Below are 19,870 nucleotides of genomic sequence, written 5' to 3' on the forward strand. Positions count from 1 at the left end.
GCCCCTCCCTGCTTCGTGGTGTGGTTCAGTGATTCTCCGGTGGGTTACCTGCTATCGGGGGCCCGGGGCCCGGGGCCCGGGGGGGCGCCGGCACCGGTATCGACCGGTGCGCCCCAACGGCGTTGCCGATCGGCTGGGGAGAGGTCAGCCGATCGGAATCCCGTTCACCGGCAGGCCGTGCGTGGGCATGCCCTGGACCGGCAGTCCACCGAGGAGGCCGGCGACGGGCTTGGTCGGGCCGCCGCCGGCGAGAAGCTGCTCGGCGGCCGGCTGGGCGGCGGCGAGACCGGTCGCGAGGGCGGTCTGCCCCTGCGCCACGGCCTCACCGGCGCCCGGCAGGGCCTTGGAGACGTTCTCGGCCGGCAGCGTCTTGGTGACGGTGTCCAGGGCCTGCGAGGAGTCCGGGACGGCCGGGGCCGCGTTGGCCGCACCCGCGCCGACGGCGGCGAAGGCGGCACCGAGAGCGGCGACACCGAGGGTCTTGGCAGCAGACTGCTTCATTGTTGATTGCGTCCTTGGAATACGGTGACGGGGATCGTTGAAAGCGCTGAGCGGTCCACGACCGTAAACATGCCGGACCACCCACCGCAAACACCGGAATGCGGACGGCCGGTGCGGGACCGTCCGCATTGCGTGCCCCGCCGGGCGTCCGATCAGCCCTGCGAATCGACAGAACCGCTGGTGGAAGCGGTCTGCCGGAACAGCCATTCGGATTTCAGCTCCGCATAACCCGGCTTGACGACGTCATTGATCATGGCGAGTCGTTCATCGAAAGGAATGAACGCTGATTTCATCGCATTGACGGAGAACCACTGCAGGTCGTCGAGCGTGTAACCGAACACCTCGATGAGGTGCTCGAATTCCCGGCTCATACTGGTCCCGGACATCAGCCGGTTGTCCGTGTTCACGGTGGCCCGGAAGTGCAGCCGGCGCAACAGCCCGATCGGGTGCTCGGCGTAGGAGTCGGCGGCCCCGGTCTGGAGGTTGGAGCTGGGGCACAGCTCCAGCGGGATCCGCTTGTCACGGACGTAGGAGGCGAGGCGGCCGAGCTTTACCGTGCCGTCCTCGTGGACCTGGATGTCGTCGATGATCCGCACACCGTGCCCCAGCCGGTCGGCGCCGCACCACTGGAGGGCCTGCCAGATGGACGGCAGTCCGAAGGCCTCGCCGGCGTGGATGGTGAAGTGGTTGTTCTCGCGCTTGAGGTACTCGAAGGCGTCGAGGTGCCGGGTGGGCGGGTAGCCGGCCTCGGCGCCGGCGATGTCGAAGCCGACGACGCCCAGGTCCCGGTAGCGGTTGGCGAGCTCGGCGATCTCCAGGGAGCGGGCCGCGTGCCGCATGGCGGTGAGCAGGGCACCGACCCGGATCCGCCGGCCGTTCTCCCGGGCGAGGGCCTCGCCCTGCCGGAAGCCCTCGTTGACGGCCTCGACGACCTCTTCGAGGGACAGGCCCTTCTCGAGGTGCTGCTCGGGCGCGTACCGCACCTCGGCGTAGACGACGCCGTCCTCGGCGAGGTCCTCCGCGCACTCGCGCGCGACCCGCACCAGGGAGTCCCGGGTCTGCATGACCCCGACGGTGTGCGAGAAGGTCTCCAGGTACCGCTCCAGCGAGCCGGAGTCGGCGGCCTCCCGGAACCAGACACCGAGCTTGTCCGGATCGGACTCGGGAAGCTCGGTGTACCCGGTCTCCCGGGCGAGGTCGGCGACGGTACCGGGGCGCAGACCGCCGTCCAGGTGGTCGTGCAGCAGAACCTTCGGTGCCCGGCGGATCTGCTCCGGTGTCGGGGTGTTCGCGATGCTCTGGCTCGTCATTTCCGCACTGTAACTCCTACGCGCGTAGATCGCTCGGCCCTCTGCGAATCCCGTTCCCTGTCGATACGTAACGGTGACCGCACGGACGGGTCGCGTACACCGCTTCTTCTGACACTGTTCTGTCATGGCACAGCAAGCGACGCCGGTCCGAACGGCCAGCCTGACCAGGGCAGTCGGCCAGGAGCCGACGACGGTGAGCGGAGCGGTCCTGCTGCTCCCGGGCGGCGAGGAGGTCTCCGCCCGCAAACCGTCCCTCGTATGGGCGACGCCCTTCGTCCGCGCACTCGGACGCCGGCTCGCCCGGGACGGCCGGGACGAGGGGCTGGCCGCGCACATCGTCCACTACCGCTATCGCGGCTGGAACGGCAGCGAGGCGCATCTCGCGGGGGACGCGAGCTGGGCGGCCGACGAGGTGGTACGGCGGTACGGCGATGTCCCGGTATGCCTGCTCGGTCTGGGCATGGGCGGCCGGGCCGCGCTGCGCGCGGGTGGCCATGAGGCCGTCAACTCCGTTGTCTCCATCGCCCCTTGGCTGCCGGAGACGGATGTGGCGGCGCCCGAGGAACCGGTACGGCAGCTGGTGGGGCGCCGGGTGCTGATCGTGCACGGCACGAACGACGAGCGGACGGATCCGGAGCTGTCGTTCCGGCTGGCGGCGCGGGCGAAGAAGGCGAACCGGGAGGTGTGCCGGTTCGAGGTGCACTCGGACGGGCACGGGCTGCATCAGCACCGGGACGAAGTGCTTGCGCTGGCTTCGGACTTCGTCCTGGGGGCGTTGTTCGGGCATGCGGTTTCGCGGCCGGTGGAGGATGCGTTGGCGGCTCCGCCGCCCATCGGGTTGCGGATGCCGTTGGCTGCGGGGTTCGGTAGGTCGTTGCGGCGGTAGGGGGCGGGAGGCCGTGTCGCGTCCGGACTACGGGTGATCCGTGGCTGGTCGCGCATTCACCTAGGTCGGGAGCAGGTTGCCCTTCCTCATCAGCAGGAACTTCTTGAAGGCGGCCACCGGGGGTGTGTCCGGGTGGCCATGGAGCCACGCCACGCCGATTTCCCGGGCCGCCCTCGGGGCCGTGACCGTCAGTTCGGCGACTCCCGGGCGGGGGAAGACCGGTGGGGGCAGGAGGGCCACGCCCAACCCCGCCGCCACCAGGCCCCGTAGCGTCTCCGCCTCCTCGCCCTCGAAGGCGACGCGTGGCCGGAAGCCGGCCTCCTTGCACAGGTCGTCGGTGATGCGGCGCAGACCGTAGCCCGGCTCCAGGGTCACGAAGGTCTCGTCGGCCGCCTCGGCGAGCCGGATGCGCTTGCGGGCGGCCAGGGGGTGGTCCGCGGGAACCACCAGGCGCAGCTTCTGTTCGTCAAGGCGGCGGCCGACCAGGTCGGGGGCGTCCGGCACCGGGGAGGTGAGGCACAGGTCCAGCTCCCCCGCCCGCAGCTTCTCGATCATCGCCTCACCGTAGTTCTGGACGAGGCTGAAACGGACGCGGGGGTGGTCGACGCGGAACGCCTGGAGGAGGCCCGGGACGGTCTCCGCGCCCATCGTGTGCAGGAAGCCGAAGGCGACCTTGCCGGTGGTGAGGTCGGCGTCGGCGCGTACCTCGTCGGCGGCGCGCCGGACCTCGGCGAGGGCGCGGTCGACCGAGGTGAGGAAGGTCCGGCCGGCAGGGGTGAGGGAGACGGTGCGGCCGTGGCGGGTGAAGAGGTCGACGCCGAGGTCCTGCTCCAGACGTGCCATCGCGCGGGAGAGGGTGGACTGGGGGACGTTGAGCTCCTGCGCGGCCCTGGTGACGTGCTCCGTGCGGGCCACGCCGGCGAAGTACGCGAGGCGTGGAGCCAGCAACGTCGTCATGTCTTCTGTGTCACTGGACGGTGACAGGCGCTCCGCTGACCTCTGCTGATGCTCCATGGGAACGATTATGGCGATTCCATGCATTGGACGGATCAAAGAGGGGTCCGTACGTTCGAGGTATGTCTCCCGCCAGTACCGGGGCGTCCACCACCGTGGGCGCCGCAGCGACCGTCCCCGCCTCCGACGTCTCCGACTCCCGTATGACCCCGGGCGGCCCCGGCTACCGCCGGATGAGCTTCGCCCTCTTCCTCTCCGGTGTCGCGACCTTCGCCCTCCTCTACTCCACGCAGGCCCTGCTGCCGCTGATCTCGGACGGCTTCGGGGTGAGCGCGAGCGACGCGAGCTGGACGGTGGCGGCGGCGACCGGCGGTCTGGCGCTGTTCGTCATCCCGATGAGCGCCCTGTCCGAGCGCTTCGGACGCCGTACGGTCATGACCGCGTCGCTGGCGGTGGCGGTGACCGTGGGCCTCCTGGTCCCCTTCGCGCCGTCGCTGGGCGTGCTGGTGGTGCTGCGGGGCATTCAGGGCGCCGCACTGGCCGGGCTGCCGGCCTCGGCGCAGGCCTACCTGGCCGAGGAGGTCCGCCCCAGGGCGCTGGTCACGGCGATAGGCCTGTTCGTGGCGGGCAACAGTGTCGGCGGGATGAGCGGCCGGGTCATCACGGGCTGGGTCGCACAGGAGTGGGGCTGGCGGGTCGCCGTGGGCGTCATCGGCGTGATCGCGGTGGGCTGTGCGGTGGCCTTCCGGCTGCTTCTCCCGGCCCCGCGGCACTTCAAGGCGGGCTCGCTGCACCCGCGCCGGCTGCTCGGCACGATCCGCGACCACCTCGCCAACCCGCTGCTGCGCCGCCTGTACGCGATCGGCGCACTGTTCATGACTGTCTTCGGCGGCGTCTACACGGTGATCGGCTACCGCCTGACCGAGGAGCCGTTCTCGCTCCCCCAGGGCATCATCGGCTCGATCTTCCTCGTCTACCTGGTCGGTACGGTGTCGGCGTCGACGGCGGGCCGTCTGGTCGGCCGCCTGGGCCGCCGGGGCGCCCTCTACCTGGGCGGCGGCACGACGGCCGCGGGCCTCCTGCTCTCCCTGGCCGACTCGCTCCCGCTGGTCCTGCTGGGCCTCGTCCTGATCACCGCGGGCTTCTTCGCGGGCCACGCGGTGGCCTCCTCGGCGGTCAGCAAGACAGCCACCCACGGCCGGGCCCAGGCCTCCGCCATCTACCAGTCCGCGTACTACATCGGCTCCAGCGCGGGCAGCACGGTGGGCGCGCTGGCCTTCCACGCGAGCGGCTGGTCGGGGACGGTGGGCGTGGGCCTGCTGGCGATCCTGGGCGTCGTGACGCTCACGGTACTGGGCTCGGTGGCGGCCCGACGGGAAGTCGTGGCCACAGCCGGCTGAAGCTGAGGGGCGCGGGCTGTGTCTGACATGCGGCTCCGCCGCGTGGGCGCGATCAACGTGTTCGTCACATGCAGTTCCGCATGCCGGCCCTGCGAGCTACAGGAACTCGCTGCGGTAGGTCGAGGCCAACTCGGCCGCGCGGCGGCGGCGCTCCGCGAGCTCGTCCTCCGACAGCCGCGGCGGCGGCGCGTCCTTGCCCGCGACGACATCGCCGATGCGCAGGAAGTACTCGTCCTGGCCGGCGGGGGTGCACATGCACAGCATCCGGGCCGGCGCACCCGAAGTGTTGCGGAAGTTGTGCGGCGCGTTGGCCGGGATGTTGATCGTGGATCCGGCCCGCACGGTGTGCTTCTCGCCGCGGAAGGTGAACTCGATCTCGCCCTCGAGGATCGTGAACATCTCCTCGAAGTCGTGCCGGTGCGGCGGCGGGCCGCCGCCGTCGGGGACGCGCATGTCGAGCAGGCAGTACCGGCCGTTGGTCTGCTCGCCGGTGACCAGCACGGCGTACGTGTTGCCCACCAGCGAGATGTACGTCGTGCCGGGGTCGTCGGGGTCCGCCACGGTCAGCGAGCGGGCCGGGTCGTCGTCGGGGATCATCGTGGTCGTCTCCTCGGAGGTCAGTCGGGTGGGAGTCAGGCGCCGGGCGCGACGACGACCTTGCCGCCGGGCAGTGCGCCCGCGGCGGCGTCGGCGTGCAGGGCCGGCAGCTCGGCCAGCGGCACCCGCCGGGCGACCTCGACGCGCAGTTCGCCGCGGTCGATCAGCTCCACCAGGTGCGACAGCTGCTCCGCGTCGCTGCGGACGAACAGGTCGATGCCGCGTACGCCGCGCTCCTCGTCGGTGGGCGCGGGCATCCACACCGTGGTGTTCACCAGGACACCGCCGGGGCGGATCAGGCCCAGGAGCGCGGCCAGCTGTGCCGGTTCGACCGGCGCGAGGTTGAGCACGATGTCGACCGGCCGGCTCACCGCCGCGACGACGTCGGCGGCCGTGTGGTCGACGACCTCGTTCGCGCCCGCCGCCGTGACGCGCCGGCTGCTGCGCGGGCTGGCCGTGGCGATCACGTAGGCGCCGGCCTGCCTCGCCAACTGCACGGCGAAGTCTCCGACCGCTCCGCCCGCACCGTTGATCAGCACGCGCTGCCCGGCGGTCAGCTTGGCGTGCTCGAACAGCGCTTGCCAAGCGGTCAGGCCGACCAGCGGCAGCGCGGCCGCGTCGGACAGCGCGACGCTCTTGGGCGCCGGCGTCAGGGCCTCAGCCGGTGCCAGGACGTACTCCGCGGCGGCGCCGGCCTCCGTCATCGGCAGGAAGCCGACGACCTGGTCACCGATCTGGACACCGGTCACGGCCTCGCCGAGCGCGTCGACCGTGCCGGCGACGTCGATACCGGGTGTGTGCGGCAGCGTCACAGGGATCGGCCCCTGCATGAAGCCGGCGCGGATGTTGGCGTCGACCGGGTTGAACGACGTCGCCGCGACACGGACCCGCACCTGCCCGGCGCCGGGAACCGGCTGCTCCACGTCCTCGTAGCGCAGGACGCCGGGGTCGCCGTACTGGTGGAAACGCACTGCCTTCATGGTTTTTCTCGCTTTCGCCCGAGAGGTCGCGGTCGCGTCGCTTCGCATGCGAAGCGCGGCATCGCGTGGGTGGCGCCGGGCACAGCCGGCAGGCGGTAGATCGTTGTGGGGATCGAAGCGCTGCCAAGCGTAGGAACGGCCGTGTGTAGAACGGGTGTACCTTCGCGACACCGGATGGGATTCCGGCGACAACTTCATCGGGGCGGAGGACACATGATGAGCAGGCCGCGTTTCCTTGGACCAGGCGGCAAGCAGGGCACGTTCACCGTCGACGCCGACTCCACCGGCACCGGTCGGGGAACGTGGGAGCCGTTCATCGACACCTGGAACGACCGTATGGGAGACCTGTACCCGCTGCCGGAGTTCAGTGCTTCCACGGTCGACGGCTTCCAGGGAACGATGCGCTCGGTGGCGCTGGAAGACACCGCCGTCAACGAGCTCTGGGCGTCCTCACCCGTGAGCACCCGGGCAGTCGGGACGTACGAGCACGATCAGCTCAGGTTGTACGTCGGGCTGCGCGGCGCGGTCGCCCTGCGGGACCCGCACGATCAGGGCGGTGACGCGTACGTCTCGGCCGGCACCTACTTCATGCACCACGTCGTGACGGAGAATCACTTCCACACCACGCCGGTGATCGGCACCCGCATCTTCATCTTTCCCGGCGACGCCCTGCGGCCCCTGGTCGCTGGGAAACCGCGCACCGGCCAGGCCACCTCGCCCGCGGCGCAGATCCTCATGGCACACACCAGCATGGTGCAGCGGACCCTCAGCGGCCTCAGCCCGGCGGCCGCGCACGCGTCCCGCAACGCTCTGCTCGAACTCGCCAAAGGGCTGGCCTTCGACCACTTCGACGACCGCGAGGCCGCCTTCACCCCTGCGCTGGCGCAAGCGGCCAGGGACCTGGCCGATGCCCGGCTCACCGACGCCGAGTTGTCGCCGGCCACGATCGCGGCCCGACTGCACGTCTCGGTCCGCACCCTGCAACGGGCCTTCGCGAGTCTGGACGAGTCGTTCAGCGCCTACATCCGCCGCCGACGCCTGGAGGAAGCGGCCGAGGCGCTCACCGCCTCCGGATCACGGCTCAGCGTCTCCGAGGCCGCCGCGCGCTGGCACTTCACCGACAGCAGCCACTTCATCCGCGCTTTCAAGCAGCAATACCAGGCGACACCAGCGCAATTCGCACGCCGGCTGACATGACGACGCGGCCGGCCGCCGGAGGAGGTGGGCGGGGCCTTCGACCCGGCGTACCTGCTGGACGCGCTGAACTCCTTCGAGGGGCCCGGCCGCGGCTGGAGCCGCTCGGGGCCGGGCAGCGGGCGCCGCTGTCTTCCGGCAGCGCCCACCAGTATCTGCTCATGTCCGTGAAGCAACTGGTCTGACCTGGACTTTTCCGTACTCCGGGGACCATTGTCAGTGGGCTGCGGTAGCTTCCAAGTGCTGGAGCGCGACGGCGCGCGAACAGGAACGGCCACAGGGGTGGGTGGACGGCAATGAGTGACAGCACGGCGACGGCGGAGCTGGATGTCGCACTGGAGAAGCACCGGACCGAGCTGACCGGATACTGCTACCGGATGCTCGGCTCCTCGTTCGAGGCCGAGGACGCCGTGCAGGACACCCTGGTGCGGGCCTGGCGGAGCTACGCCACGTTCGAGGGCCGCGCCAGCCTCCGCTCCTGGCTCTACCGGATCGCGACCAACGTCTGCCTGGACATGCTGTCCGCGGGCAACAAGCGTGCCCGCCCGATGGACATCAGCGAGTCGACGCCGCTCGCCCAGGCGGCGCTCTCGCCCCGGGCCGACAACACCTGGCTGGAGCCGGTGCCGGACGCGCGGGTGCTGCCGACCGTGGACGACCCTGCGGAGGCGGCCGTGGCCAAGGAGTCCATCCGCCTCGCCTTCATGGCCGCGCTGCAGCAGCTGCCGCCGAAGCAGCGGGCGGTGCTGATCCTTCGCGAGGTGCTGGCCTGGAAGGCAAGTGAGGTGGCCGAGCTGCTCGGCACCACCGTCGCGTCGGTCAACAGCGCCTTGCAGCGGGCCCGGGCCACGCTGGCGGAGCAGCAGCAGTCAGGTGCCGCGGCCGAGGTCTCCGACCCGCTCGACGACGAACAGCGCAAGCTCCTGGAGCGCTACGTCGCCGCCTTCGAGGGTTATGACATGACGGCGCTGACGGCACTCCTCCACGAGGACGCCATCATGACGATGCCGCCGTTCGACCTGTGGCTGACCGGCCACGACGACATCGCCGGCTTCATGACCACCATCGGCTCCGCCTGCGAGGGCTCGCGGCTGTTCCCGGTCCAGGTCAACGGCCTGCCCGGGTTCGCCCAGTACAAGCCCGACCCGGACACCGGCGGCTGGAGCCCCTGGGCGGTCCAGGTGCTGGAGATCTCAGACGGCCGGCTGACCGGGTTCCACTTCTTCCTCGACACCAAGCGCTGGTTCCCGCTCTTCGATCTCCCCCTCCACCTGGAAGCGAAGGCCGACGAGGAGGAGCAGGGAGCGTAGGGCGGGGTCGGGGCCGCGCAGCCGTATCCGCCCTCCGGCCCGGCGGGCCGCCAGCTCCAGCCGGGCCAGCAGATCGACGACCGCCAGCCCGGGCGGCCCGATCCCGGCGACATCGCAGACGACGACCCCGGCCGCGCCGCCCTCCAGCAGCGCCCGCACCTCGGCACAGAGCCCGGCCACCGCGTCCTTGACGACGGGGCCGCGCAGCACGAGCACGGCGGGGGTCATGGCATCCACGAACCGGTAGACCGCCGTCGGCTCGACAACTCATCGGTAGGGTGCCGGGTTTCCGCACGGCCGTCGCGCGGATCACAAGGATCACAACGTTGACCTGCACCTGACCGACCCCGAGGGTTGGCTATGCCCCACGGATCAGCGAAGCCCAACCCGCCCGACGGTCTCCTCCCCCGCGGGGGGTCCCGTGCAGGGGGTGCTGAGCGGCTTCGCGGTCATCGCGATCGTCATCGGGGTCGGATACGTCCTCGGACGCGGTGGCCACCTCGGAATCAACGGCCGCGAGGTCCTGACCAAGCTGGCCTTCCACATCGCCTCCCCCGCCCTGCTCTTCACCACGCCCGCGAGGGCCGACCTGGCGGTCATCTTCTCCAGCCGCCTCCTGGTCACGGCCCCGAGCACGGCAGCGGCGGCGGGCGCGTTCGTGGCGGTGGGTGTCGGGCGCCACTGGGGTGCGGGCCGTACGACGATCGGCGCACTCTGCTCCAGCTACGTCAACTCGGGCAACCTGGGCATCCCGATCGCGGTGTACGTGCTGGGCGACGCGTCCCTGGTGGCCCCGGTCCTGCTCTTCCAGGTGGTCGTCCTGACCCCGGTCGCCCTGACGATCCTGGACCTGTCGGGCGTGGGCGAGAAGGGCCCCTGGTGGGGCAGGCTCCGCACCACGCTCCGCAACCCGATAGCCGTCGGCTCCGTCACCGGAGTCCTGGTCTCGGCGCTCGGCATCCGCCTCCCCGGCCCGGTGATGGACCCCCTGACCCTGATCGGGAACATGTCCGTCCCCGCCGTGCTGCTCGCCTTCGGCATCTCCCTGCACGGCAGCACCCCGCCCGTCCGGGGCCGCGACCGCCATCCGGTGTTCCTCTCGGTGGCCCTGAAGTCGGTGGGCCAGCCGCTGATCGCCTGGGCGCTGGCGTCAGCGGTCTTCGACCCTGCACGGCGCCCCACTCCTCGACGTCACGGTGACCTCGGCCCTCCCGGCCGCGCAGAACCTCTACACCCACGCCAGCACCTACCAAGTGGGCGAGGAACTGGCCGCTACTCGATCCTGCTGTCGACGGTGCTGGCGGTACCGGTGCTGGTGGTGGTGGCGGCACTGCTGGGGTGACGGGCCGTCAGTCGACGGGGAACTCGGCGGTGTCGATGGTGAGGTCGAACGGCTCCGGCAGTTTGATGGGGTCACCGAACTTGACGGCGCTGAGCACCCGGTAGACATCGCCCTTCGGCTCGCCGTACAGCGTCGCGGTGGGACCACCGGGGGCCCAGCGGTCGATGAGGAGGTACAACGGGATGCCCGCGGTGGCGTAGGCGGCGGGCTTGCTGACGCGGTCGTGCCGGGCGTTGGACTTGGAGGTCACCTCGACGACCAGTTCGGCGGCACCCGCCGGAATATGGGATTCCCCCTCCACGCACTCCTGCACAGGCGCCACCACCAGGTCAGGAATAAGCATGCCCAGACGCGACGGCACAGCAATGGCCAACGTCTGGTACACCCCCCAGTCCTCGGGGATCACGCTGTAAAGCCGGCGGTGGATGCGTTCAGCAATCATGTTGTGGCGGGACGCGGGAGCAGGTGACACGGTGATGATCCCCTCGATGATCTCCACCTTGCTGCCCTCGGGCCATTCCATCTCCTCCCAGTACCGGACAAGTTCGTCCCAGTTCTGGTCGGGGTCCTGGCCCACGGTGAGTGCGCTCATGGCGGTCTCCTTCGGTTGCGTCACCGATCCCAGCATGCCGAACGGGACCGGCGCTGGTCCACCGATCCCGTTCACCCGAATGAGGAAATGCCTGGTCAGGCGATGCGTTCCAGCACCACCGGCGCGGCGGTGAACTCCGTGCCCGCCGGCGCGATGTCGTACGACCCCTCCACCGACTGGAGCGCGTACTCGAAGCGGTCCGGGGTGTCCGTGTGGAGGGTGAGGAGGGGCTGGCCCGCCGTGACCGTGTCGCCGGGCTTGGCGTGGAGTTCGACGCCCGCGCCCGCCTGCACCGGGTCCTCCTTGCGGGCGCGGCCCGCGCCCAGGCGCCAGGCGGCGACACCGATGCCGTAGGCGTCGAGGCGGGTGAGGACACCGGAGGCCGGCGCCTTGATCACGTGCTGCTCCTTCGCCACCGGCAGCTCCGCGTCCGGGTCGCCGCCCTGGGCCGCGATCATCCGGCGCCAGACGTCCATCGCGGAGCCGTCGGCCAGCGCCTTGGCCGGATCAGCGTCCTTCACACCGGCCGCGTCGAGCATCTCGCGGGCCAGGGCGAGGGTCAGTTCGACGACGTCGGAAGGCCCACCGCCGGCCAGGACCTCCACCGACTCGCGGACCTCCAGCGCGTTGCCCGCCGTGAGGCCGAGGGGGGTGGACATGTCCGTGAGGAGCGCGACCGTCCTCACTCCGTGGTCGGTGCCGAGGCCCACCATCGTGGAGGCCAGCTCACGCGCGTCCTCGATCGTCTTCATGAAGGCGCCCGTGCCGACCTTCACGTCCAGGACCAGGGAGCCGGTGCCCTCGGCGATCTTCTTCGACATGATGGAGGAGGCGATCAGGGGGATCGCCTCGACCGTGCCGGTGACATCGCGGAGCGCGTACAGCTTCTTGTCCGCGGGGGCCAGGCCGTCACCCGCCGCGCAGATCACCGCGCCGGTGCCGTCCAGGACGCTCAGCATCTCCTCGTTCGACAGCAGCGCGCGCCAGCCCGGGATCGACTCCAGCTTGTCCAGGGTGCCGCCGGTGTGGCCGAGGCCCCGGCCGGAGAGCTGGGGCACGGCCGCGCCGCAAGCGGCCACGAGGGGCGCGAGCGGGAGGGTGATCTTGTCTCCGACACCACCCGTCGAGTGCTTGTCGGCCGTCGGGCGGGACAGGGACGAGAAGTCCATGCGCTCGCCGGACGCGATCATCGCCGCCGTCCAGCGGGCGATCTCCCGGCGGTTCATGCCGTTGAGGAGGATGGCCATCGCGAGCGACGACATCTGCTCGTCGGCGACCTCGCCGCGCGTGTACGCGTCGATGACCCAGTCGATCTGTTCGTCGCTGAGCTCACCGCGGTCCCGCTTGGAGCGGATGACGGAGATGGCGTCCATGGCCATGACGTTCCCTTCGAAGCATTGCGAAGCGCGCGGCCCCTCCGGGCGAGGAGGGGCCGTACGGGAGTTACTTGGTGAGATGGTCCGGGCCGAAGGCCTGGGGCAGCATCTCGGAGAGGGGCAGGACGCCCTCCGGGGTGTCCAGGAGGAGGTCCGGGCCGCCGAACTCGTAGAGCAACTGGCGGCAGCGGCCGCACGGGACGAGAAGCCCGCCCGTGCCGTCCACGCAGGTGAAGTGGGTCAGCCGGCCGCCGCCCGTGCGCTGGAGCTCGGAGACAAGACCGCACTCGGCGCACAGACCCAGGCCGTACGACGCGTTCTCCACGTTGCAGCCGGAGACCGTGCGGCCGTCGTCGACCAGGGCCGCGACCCCGACCGGGAAGCCGGAGTAGGGCGCGTAGGCGTGGGACATGGCTTCCCGCGCCTCGGCCCGCAGGGCCTCCCAGTCGAAGCCGGCGGCGGTCGTCACTTGCCCTGTCCCTTCCGGTAGGGCAGGCCGTCCGCCTTCGGCATCCGCAGGGACTGCGCGGACAGCGAGAGCACCAGCAGGGTGACGAGGTACGGGGTCGCGGTCACGAGCTGACGCGGGACCTCGTTGGTGGAGGCGTACCAGACGAACATCAGGACCGAGATGACGATCGTGATGACGGCCGGGACGTACTTCTTGCGCCAGGCCAGGTAGGCCGCGCCGAAGACCAGCAGGATCGCGAGCAGCAGGATCAGCGCGTGCACGTTGACCGTGCCGCCGCGCAGGTTGAGGCTGTCGGTGTAGCCGAACAGGCCCGCACCCAGCGCAAGGCCGCCCGGCATCCAGTTGCCGAAGATCATCGCGGCGAGACCGATGTAACCGCGGCCGGCCGTCTGGCCGTCCAGGTACACGTTGGAGGCGACGATCGAGAGGAACGCCCCGCCGAGACCGGCGAAGCCACCGCTGATGATCACCGCGATGTACTTGTACTTGTAGACGTTGACGCCCAGGGACTCGGCCGCCACCGGGTTCTCACCGCAGGAGCGCAGCCGGAGGCCGAAGGCCGTGCGCCACAGCACCCACCAGGTGATCGGGACGAGCGCGACGGCGATGACCGTCAGCGGGGAGAGGTCGGTGAGCAGACCGCCGACGAGGCCCCCTAGGTCCGAGATCAGGAACCAGTGCTTCTCGTTGAGCGTGTTCAGCCAGTCGGACAGGCCCGGCACGCTGAACGTGCCGAGCGAGTCGATCGGCGGGGACTGCTTGGAGGAGCCGCCGGGGGCGTTCTCGAAGGTGAACTTCGAGAGATAGCGGGTGGCGCCCAGGGCGAGGATGTTCAGGGCCACACCGGAGACGATGTGGTTGACGTTGAAGGTGACGGTCGCGACGGCGTGCAGCAGGGCGCCGAGCGCGCCGCCGAGGATGCCGAAGGCGACACCGGCCCAGGGACCCCACTGGTAACCGGCCCAGGCGCCGAACCAGGTGCCGAGGATCATCATGCCTTCGAGGCCGATGTTGACGACGCCCGCGCGCTCGGCCCACAGACCGCCGAGACCGGCGAGGCCGATCGGCACGGCGAGGCGCAGCGCGGTGGACATCTGGCCGGTCGAGGTGATGCCGTCGGCGCCGGTGATCAGGCGGACGGCCGAGGTCAGGATCAGTACGCCGGCGATGACCAGCAGGAGTACCGGGAGCGACATTCGGCGGCCGCCCTTGCCGGGCTGCTTCGCCTGCGGCTTGGCGATGGTCGCGGTGGACATCAGGCCGCCACCTCCTTCTTGGTGTTCTGGGCGGCGGCCGCGGCGAGCTCCGCGCCGACCTGGCGCTGCTGGCGGCGCAGGCCCCACTGGCGTACGGCTTCGTAGGAGATGACCACGGAGAAGACGATCAGGCCCTGCATGATCGTGGCGATCTCCTTCTCGTACGCCACCGGGGTCGCGTAGTCGAGGGCGGGCGAGGCCTTGTCGAGGAAGGCCCAGAGCAGGGCGGCGAAGGCGATGCCGCCGGGGTTGTTGCGGCCGAGCAGGGCGATGCCGATGGCGGTGAAGCCGAGGCCGGCCGGGAAGCTCAGGCTGTAGGTGTGGGTGTCGCCGAGCAGCAGCGGGAGGCCCGCGAGGCCGGAGACCGCGCCGGAGATCAGCATGGAGACCAGGACCATGCGCTTGGCGTCGACGCCGGAGGCGGCCGCGGCGGACTCGGAGGCGCCGGTGGCGCGCAGGTCGAAGCCGAAGCGGGTGCGGTTGAGGACCAGCCAGAAGACGATGCCGAGCGCGATGGCGACGAAGACCATGCCGTAGATCTCGCCGACGTCGGAGCCCAGGTTGATGCCCGGGAACCAGCCGGACTTCTTCATGTCGCCGGTCGTCATGTTGTTGCCGACCTGGACACCCCAGACGTCGGCGAGGGTGACATAGCCGATGACGCTGGTGGCGATGGCGTTCAGCATGATCGTGGAGACGACCTCGCTGACCCCCCGGGTGACCTTGAGGACACCCGCGATACCGGCCCAGAAGGCGCCGGTGAACATGGCGACCAGGAGCAGCATCGGGATCTGCAGGAAGGCGGGCAGGCCGATGTTGGCGCCTACGACCGCGGTCATCACGGCGGCGAGACGGTACTGGCCGTCGACGCCGATGTTGAACAGGTTCATCCGGAAGCCGAGGGCGACCGCGATGGCCGCGATGTAGTACATCGCCGCCTGGTTGATGATCAGCACCTGGATGTCCGAGTACGGCAGCTGCTGGAGCATCAGCACGTACGGCTCGAACGGGTTGCGGTTCGAGGCGAGCAGCACGATCGACGTCAGCGCGATCGCGAGGACGAGCGCGATGACCGGGCCGGCCACCGCGAGGAGCACCCGCTCCTTGTCGAACTTCTTCATCGGGCCTCGTCCTCCGGACCAGCGGCGCCTTCGTCGGTGGTTTCTACGTGTTCCAGGTGGCCGGACGCGGCACCCGTCATGGCGGAGCCCAGCTCCTCCGGGGTGACGGTGGCCGGGTCGGCGTCCGCGACCAGCTTTCCGTCGAAGATCACGCGCAGGGTGTCCGACAGACCGATCAGCTCGTCGAGGTCGGCGGAGATCAGCAGCACGGCCAGGCCCTCCCGGCGGGCCTCCCGGACGCGGTCCCAGATCTGCGCCTGGGCGCCGACGTCCACACCGCGGGTGGGGTGGGCGGCGATCAGGAACTTCGGCTGGTGGCTCATCTCGCGGCCGACGATCAGCTTCTGCTGGTTGCCGCCGGACAGGGAAGCGGCGGTGACGTCGATGCCGGGGGTGCGGACGTCGTACTCCTCGACGATCCGGCGGGTGTCGGCCTGGGCGCCCTTGATGTCCAGCCAGAAGCCCTTCGCGTTGGGCTTCTCGGTGACATGGCCGAGGATGCGGTTCTCCCAGAGCGGCGACTCCAGGAGCAGGCCCTGGCGGTGCCGGTCCTCGGGGATGTAGCCGACGCCCCGCTCACGGCGCTTGCGGGTCGCCCAGGGGGTGATGTCCTCACCGAGGAACTCGATGGTGCCGGAGTCGGCGTTGCGGGTTCCGATCAGCGCGTCGATCAGTTCGGTCTGGCCGTTGCCCTCGACACCGGCGATGCCCATGACCTCGCCGGCGTGGATGGTGAAGGTGACGTCGTCGAGGACGCGCTTGGCCGCGCCGGGGGTGGTGGCCTCGTCCAGCACGTCGCCGCGGGCCGCGGCGCCGGCCGCGCCGGGCGTGGCGGTCTCGGCGAGCGCGCCGATCTCGCCGAGGGAGGCGCCGCTGGCGTAGACGGTGAGGTTGCGGACGGTGATGACCGGCTTGTCGGTGACCGTGGACTCGGCGGTCTCCGGGGTGGGCAGCTCGCTGCCGACCATCAGCTCGGCGAGCTGGCGCGGGGTGGTCTCGGAGGGGATCGCGGTCCCGACGGTCGTACCGCGGCGTATGACGGTGATGTCGTCGGCGACGGACAGCACCTCGCCGAGCTTGTGGGAGATGAAGATGACCGACAGGCCCTCGGACCTCAGCTCGCGCAGGTTGTCGAAGAGTGCGTCGACCTCCTGCGGGACGAGGACGGCGGTGGGCTCGTCGAGGATCAGGGTCTTGGCGCCGCGGTAGAGGACCTTGAGGATCTCCACGCGCTGCCGGTCGGCGACACCGAGGTCCTCGACCAGGGCGTCCGGGCGGATGCCGAGGCCGTAGCGGTCGGAGATCTCGCGGATCCTCTTCCGGGCGTTGCCGCCGATGCCGTACAGCTTCTCGCTGCCGAGCACGACGTTCTCGAGGACGGTCAGGTTGTCGGCCAGCATGAAGTGCTGGTGGACCATGCCGATGCCGCGCGCGATGGCGTCGGCCGGGGACGAGAAGGTGACCTGCTCGCCGTCGATCGCGATGGTGCCCTCGTCCGGCTTCTGCATGCCGTAGAGGATCTTCATCAGGGTCGACTTGCCGGCCCCGTTCTCACCGACGAGGGCATGGACGGTGCCCTTGCGGACCGAAAGGTGGATGTCGTGGTTGGCTACGACACCCGGGAATCGCTTGGTGATCCCCGCCAGCTCGACCGCGGCTGTCGTCTCTGCGGTGAGCGGAGGGCTGCTGGACGCGTCGATGGCGCACTCTCCTCGGGAAAGGGGTCGCTCTACGCGCGTAGCGCCCCTGCTTTAAATAGCGCCCGGACCTGACCGAGCTTTTTTGACTCTCGATCCGTTCCGAGCATTCTGCCGCGCGAACGGGGTGGGTCCCCGCCGTAGCCCGTCGGGATCGGGGTCTACGGCGGGGGCGCGGGAGGAAGATCCTGCCCGCACCCCGTTCCGTGGCCGTAACGCTGCCATTACGGCGCGCCTTTGACCATGCCTACGACATGGTCATGACCCCTGGGTCAGGAGGTCTTGACCGTGATCGAACCGTTCTTGATGCCGTCCTCGGCCTTCTTGATCGCGGCCTGCAGGGTGGCGTTGTTCTTGAAGACGGGGTTGGAGTCGGCCAGGCCGACGCCGCCGTTGGCCAGGGAGCCACGGACGACACCGGACAGCGGCTTCTTGTCCTTGATGACGGACTTGGCGAGGTCGTACACCGCGCCCTCGACGTTCTTCAGGGCCGAGGTCAGGATGTAGTTCTTGTACTGCGCCAGCGCGCTTTGGCTGTACTGGTCGGAGTCCACGCCGATGGCCCACACCTTGTGCCCGGCCGCAGACTTGATGACGCCCTGGCCGGACAGACCGGCGGCGGCGTAGATCACGTCGGCACCGGCGCTGATCTGGCCGTCGGCGGCGGCTTCGCCCTTGTCAGGGCTGGAGAAACCGCCCTCCTGGGCCGTCTGGGTCAGATACTGCGACTCGACCTTGATCTTCGGGTTGACGGACTTGGCACCCTGGACGAAGCCCGCCTGGAACTTGTGGATCAGCGGGACGTCCACACCGCCGACGAAGCCGATGTGGTTCTTCTTGGTGACCGAGGCCGCCGCGACACCGGCCAGGTACGAGGACTCCTCCTCGTGGAAGACCATGTCGGCGACATTGCTCGCCTTGTCCTGGTCGTCGTCGATGATGCCGAAGGAGACCTTCGGGAACTTCGCCGCGACCTCCTTGACGGCGGGGGCGTAGGCGAAGCCGACGCCGATCACCGGGTTGTAGCCGGAGCGGGCCAGCGTCTCCAGACGCTGCACCTTGTCCGCGTCGGACTCGCCGTCCTGCGGTTCGACGTCCTGGCCGCTGACGCCGAAGTCCTTCTCCGCCTTCTGGAAACCGGCGTACGCGGCGTCGTTGAAGGACTGGTCGCCCTTGCCGCCGACGTCGTACGCGAGACCGACGCCCTTGGACTTGCCGTTGCCGCCGGTGGACTCGCTGGACGAGCCCCCACAGGCGGAGACGGTGACGGCAAGGGCTGCGGTTGCAACGCCTGCAACCGCTATACGGGATACCCGGCGCATGGAACGAGACTCCTTCGTGCAAGCGCCCATACCAGGCGCTGGTTCCGCGGCAGCGTAACGCGCGTAGACCAGACGGAAAACCCCCAATGTCCGGTCCGTTATCTAGCTGTGGCCACAGTCACGGTCCAAGGTTACGGAAAGCCATGCGCCCCTTGCAGGAGGCAAGGGGCGTAAGGACCGCAACGGCGCTCGGGGGGCCACAGATCCACTACGGCCGGCTCACCCGGCCGTAGATATATGTCGGATCACTTCGTGTTGACGGTGACCTTGCCGGAGATGATGTCCTGCTTGGCCTTGTCGACGGCCGCGACGACCTTGGTCATCGCCTTGTACTTCGGGTTGGTGTCCGCGAAGCCGACGCCGCCCGACTTGAGGGTGCCGCTGACGACACCGCTCTCCGGCTTGCCCTCGTAGACCGACTTGGCCAGGTCGTACACGGCACCGCCGACGTTCTTCAGCGCGGAGCCGAGGATGTAGTCCTTGTACTTGGCGAGCGCGGACTGCCCGTACTGGTCGGAGTCGACACCGATCGCCCATATCTTGGCCGACGCGGCGGCCTGGATGACGCCCTGGCCGGAGAGGCCGGCGGCGTGGTAGATCACGTCGGCGCCCGCGTCGATCTGACCCTGCGCGGCGGCCTTGCCCTTGTCCGGGCTGGAGAAGCCGCCCTCCTGGGCCGTCTGGGTCAGATACTGCGAATCGATCTTGACCTTCGGGTTGACGGACTTGGCACCCTGGTCGAAGCCCGCCTCGAAGGTGTGGATGAGCGGGATGTCGACGCCGCCGATGAAGCCGATGTGGTCCTTCTTGGTCGCGGACGCCGCCGCGACGCCCGCGAGATACGACGACTGCTCCGCCGCGAAGACCATGTCGACGACGTTCTTCGCCGTCACCTCGTTGTCGTCGATGATGCCGAAGGTGATCTTGGGGTACTTGGCCGCGACCTCTTTGACCGCGGGCGCGTACACGAAGCCGACCCCGATGATCGGGTTGTAGCCGGCCTTGGCGAGTTCGTCGAGCCGCTGCACCTTGTCGGCATCGGTCTCGTTGTCGGCCGGCTCGACGTCCCGCCCGCCGATCTTGAAGTCCTTCTCGGCCTTCAGGAAACCGTTGTAAGCGGCGTCGTTGAAGGACTGGTCGCCCTTGCCGCCGATGTCGTACGCGAGTCCGATGCCCTTGCCCGAGTACTTGCCGGACGAGGACGAGCTGCCGGTCGACTCGGTGCTGGACTTACCGCACCCGGCAGCCGCGAGGGCGATGACCGCCATGGTCACCGCGGCTTGGGAGAACCTGGTCCTCCGAGAGAAAGTACGCACAGCAAGCACCCTTCGTCCCCACGGCACCGTCACCGGCCCGCTTCCCCGATCGGCCACCACTGGTGGCGATTTCGGCGCACAGTAACGCGCGTAGAAGGGGAGGGGAACGGGGTTTCTCATTGCCGTTATCGAACCGTGCCGACCCCGGGTTACAAGGAGAGATCGCCGGTTACGCCGGGGTGACACAAGGGGACGAAGAGGTCCTGATCGGGCACCTTCGTCCCCTGTGGCCGGCCGACCGTTT

Annotated in this window: 18 protein-coding genes and 1 pseudogene; 5 read left to right on the forward strand and 14 right to left on the reverse strand. The window is 69.7% G+C overall.

All coding sequences use genetic code 11. The features are described 5' to 3' along the window. Positions 1-144: 144 nt before the first annotated feature. Both ABTY98_RS34975 and ABTY98_RS34980 read right to left on the reverse strand, forming a co-directional pair. Positions 145-501, reverse strand: a complete 357-nt coding sequence (locus ABTY98_RS34975) for an ATP-binding protein (RefSeq protein WP_352225127.1) — start codon at positions 499-501, stop codon at positions 145-147. Between the two features lie 152 nt (positions 502-653). After that, positions 654-1,811 carry an adenosine deaminase gene (locus ABTY98_RS34980; RefSeq protein WP_352225128.1) on the reverse strand — a complete coding sequence of 386 codons (1,158 nt, stop codon included), beginning with the start codon at positions 1,809-1,811 and terminating at the stop codon, positions 654-656. Between the two features lie 124 nt (positions 1,812-1,935). Here ABTY98_RS34980 and ABTY98_RS34985 point away from each other — a divergent pair, with 124 nt between their 5' ends. Next, a complete protein-coding gene (locus ABTY98_RS34985; protein WP_352225129.1) occupies positions 1,936-2,697 on the forward strand; it encodes a prolyl oligopeptidase family serine peptidase in 762 nt (253 codons plus the stop codon). Positions 2,698-2,757: 60 nt separating this feature from the next. Here the strand turns inward: ABTY98_RS34985 and ABTY98_RS34990 are convergent, their stop codons facing one another. After that, positions 2,758-3,711: a LysR family transcriptional regulator gene (locus ABTY98_RS34990; RefSeq protein ID WP_352225130.1), complete on the reverse strand. Its 954-nt coding sequence runs from the start codon at positions 3,709-3,711 to the stop codon at positions 2,758-2,760. 62 nt (positions 3,712-3,773) lie between these two features. Between ABTY98_RS34990 and ABTY98_RS34995 the strand changes: the two genes are divergently transcribed. After that, positions 3,774-5,051: an MFS transporter gene (locus ABTY98_RS34995; protein ID WP_352225131.1), complete on the forward strand. Its 1,278-nt coding sequence runs from the start codon at positions 3,774-3,776 to the stop codon at positions 5,049-5,051. A 96-nt stretch (positions 5,052-5,147) separates the two neighbouring features. On the opposite strand, the gene ABTY98_RS35000 is transcribed toward ABTY98_RS34995, so the two are convergent. Together ABTY98_RS35000 and ABTY98_RS35005 are read right to left on the reverse strand one after the other, a co-directional pair. Beyond that, positions 5,148-5,648 (reverse strand): cupin domain-containing protein, encoded by a 501-nt coding sequence (locus ABTY98_RS35000; protein WP_352225132.1) that lies wholly within the window; start codon positions 5,646-5,648, stop codon positions 5,148-5,150. Between the two features lie 35 nt (positions 5,649-5,683). Further along, on the reverse strand, positions 5,684-6,628 hold the full coding sequence (locus ABTY98_RS35005) for an NADP-dependent oxidoreductase (RefSeq protein WP_352225133.1): 945 nt from the start codon (positions 6,626-6,628) through the stop codon (positions 5,684-5,686). 213 nt (positions 6,629-6,841) lie between these two features. On the opposite strand from ABTY98_RS35005, the gene ABTY98_RS35010 reads away from it, so the two are divergent. Both ABTY98_RS35010 and ABTY98_RS35015 read left to right on the forward strand, forming a co-directional pair. Continuing rightward, positions 6,842-7,825: a helix-turn-helix domain-containing protein gene (locus ABTY98_RS35010; protein ID WP_352225134.1), complete on the forward strand. Its 984-nt coding sequence runs from the start codon at positions 6,842-6,844 to the stop codon at positions 7,823-7,825. Between the two features lie 293 nt (positions 7,826-8,118). Beyond that, complete coding sequence (locus tag ABTY98_RS35015; RefSeq protein ID WP_352225135.1) at positions 8,119-9,132, forward strand: sigma-70 family RNA polymerase sigma factor; 1,014 nt, start codon at positions 8,119-8,121, stop codon at positions 9,130-9,132. Here ABTY98_RS35015 and ABTY98_RS35020 read toward each other — a convergent pair. Beyond that, complete coding sequence (locus ABTY98_RS35020; protein WP_352225136.1) at positions 9,016-9,360, reverse strand: STAS domain-containing protein; 345 nt, start codon at positions 9,358-9,360, stop codon at positions 9,016-9,018. The genes ABTY98_RS35015 and ABTY98_RS35020 overlap by 117 nt on opposite strands. Before the next feature lie 193 nt (positions 9,361-9,553). On the opposite strand from ABTY98_RS35020, the pseudogene ABTY98_RS35025 reads away from it, so the two are divergent. Continuing rightward, a pseudogene (locus tag ABTY98_RS35025) lies at positions 9,554-10,474 on the forward strand (AEC family transporter). Between the two features lie 7 nt (positions 10,475-10,481). On the opposite strand, the gene ABTY98_RS35030 reads toward ABTY98_RS35025, so the two are convergent. The 8 genes from ABTY98_RS35030 to ABTY98_RS35065 all read right to left on the reverse strand — a co-directional run bounded on the left by ABTY98_RS35030 (position 10,482) and on the right by ABTY98_RS35065 (position 19,578). Beyond that, on the reverse strand, positions 10,482-11,066 hold the full coding sequence (locus ABTY98_RS35030) for a Uma2 family endonuclease (protein ID WP_352225137.1): 585 nt from the start codon (positions 11,064-11,066) through the stop codon (positions 10,482-10,484). A 95-nt stretch (positions 11,067-11,161) separates the two neighbouring features. Then, positions 11,162-12,445 (reverse strand): thymidine phosphorylase, encoded by a 1,284-nt coding sequence (locus ABTY98_RS35035; RefSeq protein ID WP_352225138.1) that lies wholly within the window; start codon positions 12,443-12,445, stop codon positions 11,162-11,164. 64 nt (positions 12,446-12,509) lie between these two features. Further along, a complete protein-coding gene (locus tag ABTY98_RS35040) occupies positions 12,510-12,911 on the reverse strand; it encodes a cytidine deaminase (RefSeq protein WP_352225139.1) in 402 nt (133 codons plus the stop codon). After that, positions 12,908-14,170, reverse strand: a complete 1,263-nt coding sequence (locus tag ABTY98_RS35045) for an ABC transporter permease (protein WP_352225140.1) — start codon at positions 14,168-14,170, stop codon at positions 12,908-12,910. The genes ABTY98_RS35040 and ABTY98_RS35045 overlap by 4 nt, the downstream gene beginning before the upstream one ends. Continuing rightward, entirely contained in the window at positions 14,170-15,291 is a 1,122-nt protein-coding gene (locus tag ABTY98_RS35050) for an ABC transporter permease (protein ID WP_352225141.1), read from the reverse strand. The genes ABTY98_RS35045 and ABTY98_RS35050 overlap by 1 nt, the downstream gene beginning before the upstream one ends. Further along, positions 15,288-16,991 carry an ABC transporter ATP-binding protein gene (locus ABTY98_RS35055; RefSeq protein ID WP_352225198.1) on the reverse strand — a complete coding sequence of 568 codons (1,704 nt, stop codon included), beginning with the start codon at positions 16,989-16,991 and terminating at the stop codon, positions 15,288-15,290. Before ABTY98_RS35055 ends, ABTY98_RS35050 begins: the two co-directional genes overlap by 4 nt. Positions 16,992-17,260: 269 nt before the next feature. Beyond that, entirely contained in the window at positions 17,261-18,310 is a 1,050-nt protein-coding gene (locus tag ABTY98_RS35060; RefSeq protein WP_352225142.1) for a BMP family lipoprotein, read from the reverse strand. A 245-nt stretch (positions 18,311-18,555) separates the two neighbouring features. Next, the gene (locus tag ABTY98_RS35065; protein ID WP_502994430.1) at positions 18,556-19,578 is read right to left on the reverse strand and encodes a BMP family lipoprotein; all 1,023 of its coding nucleotides are present in this window, start codon (positions 19,576-19,578) and stop codon (positions 18,556-18,558) included. Positions 19,579-19,870 lie beyond the last annotated feature (292 nt).

It is taken from the genome of Streptomyces sp. NPDC096040, assembly GCF_040303265.1.
In the GTDB taxonomy this organism is placed as follows: Bacteria; Actinomycetota; Actinomycetes; order Streptomycetales; family Streptomycetaceae; genus Streptomyces.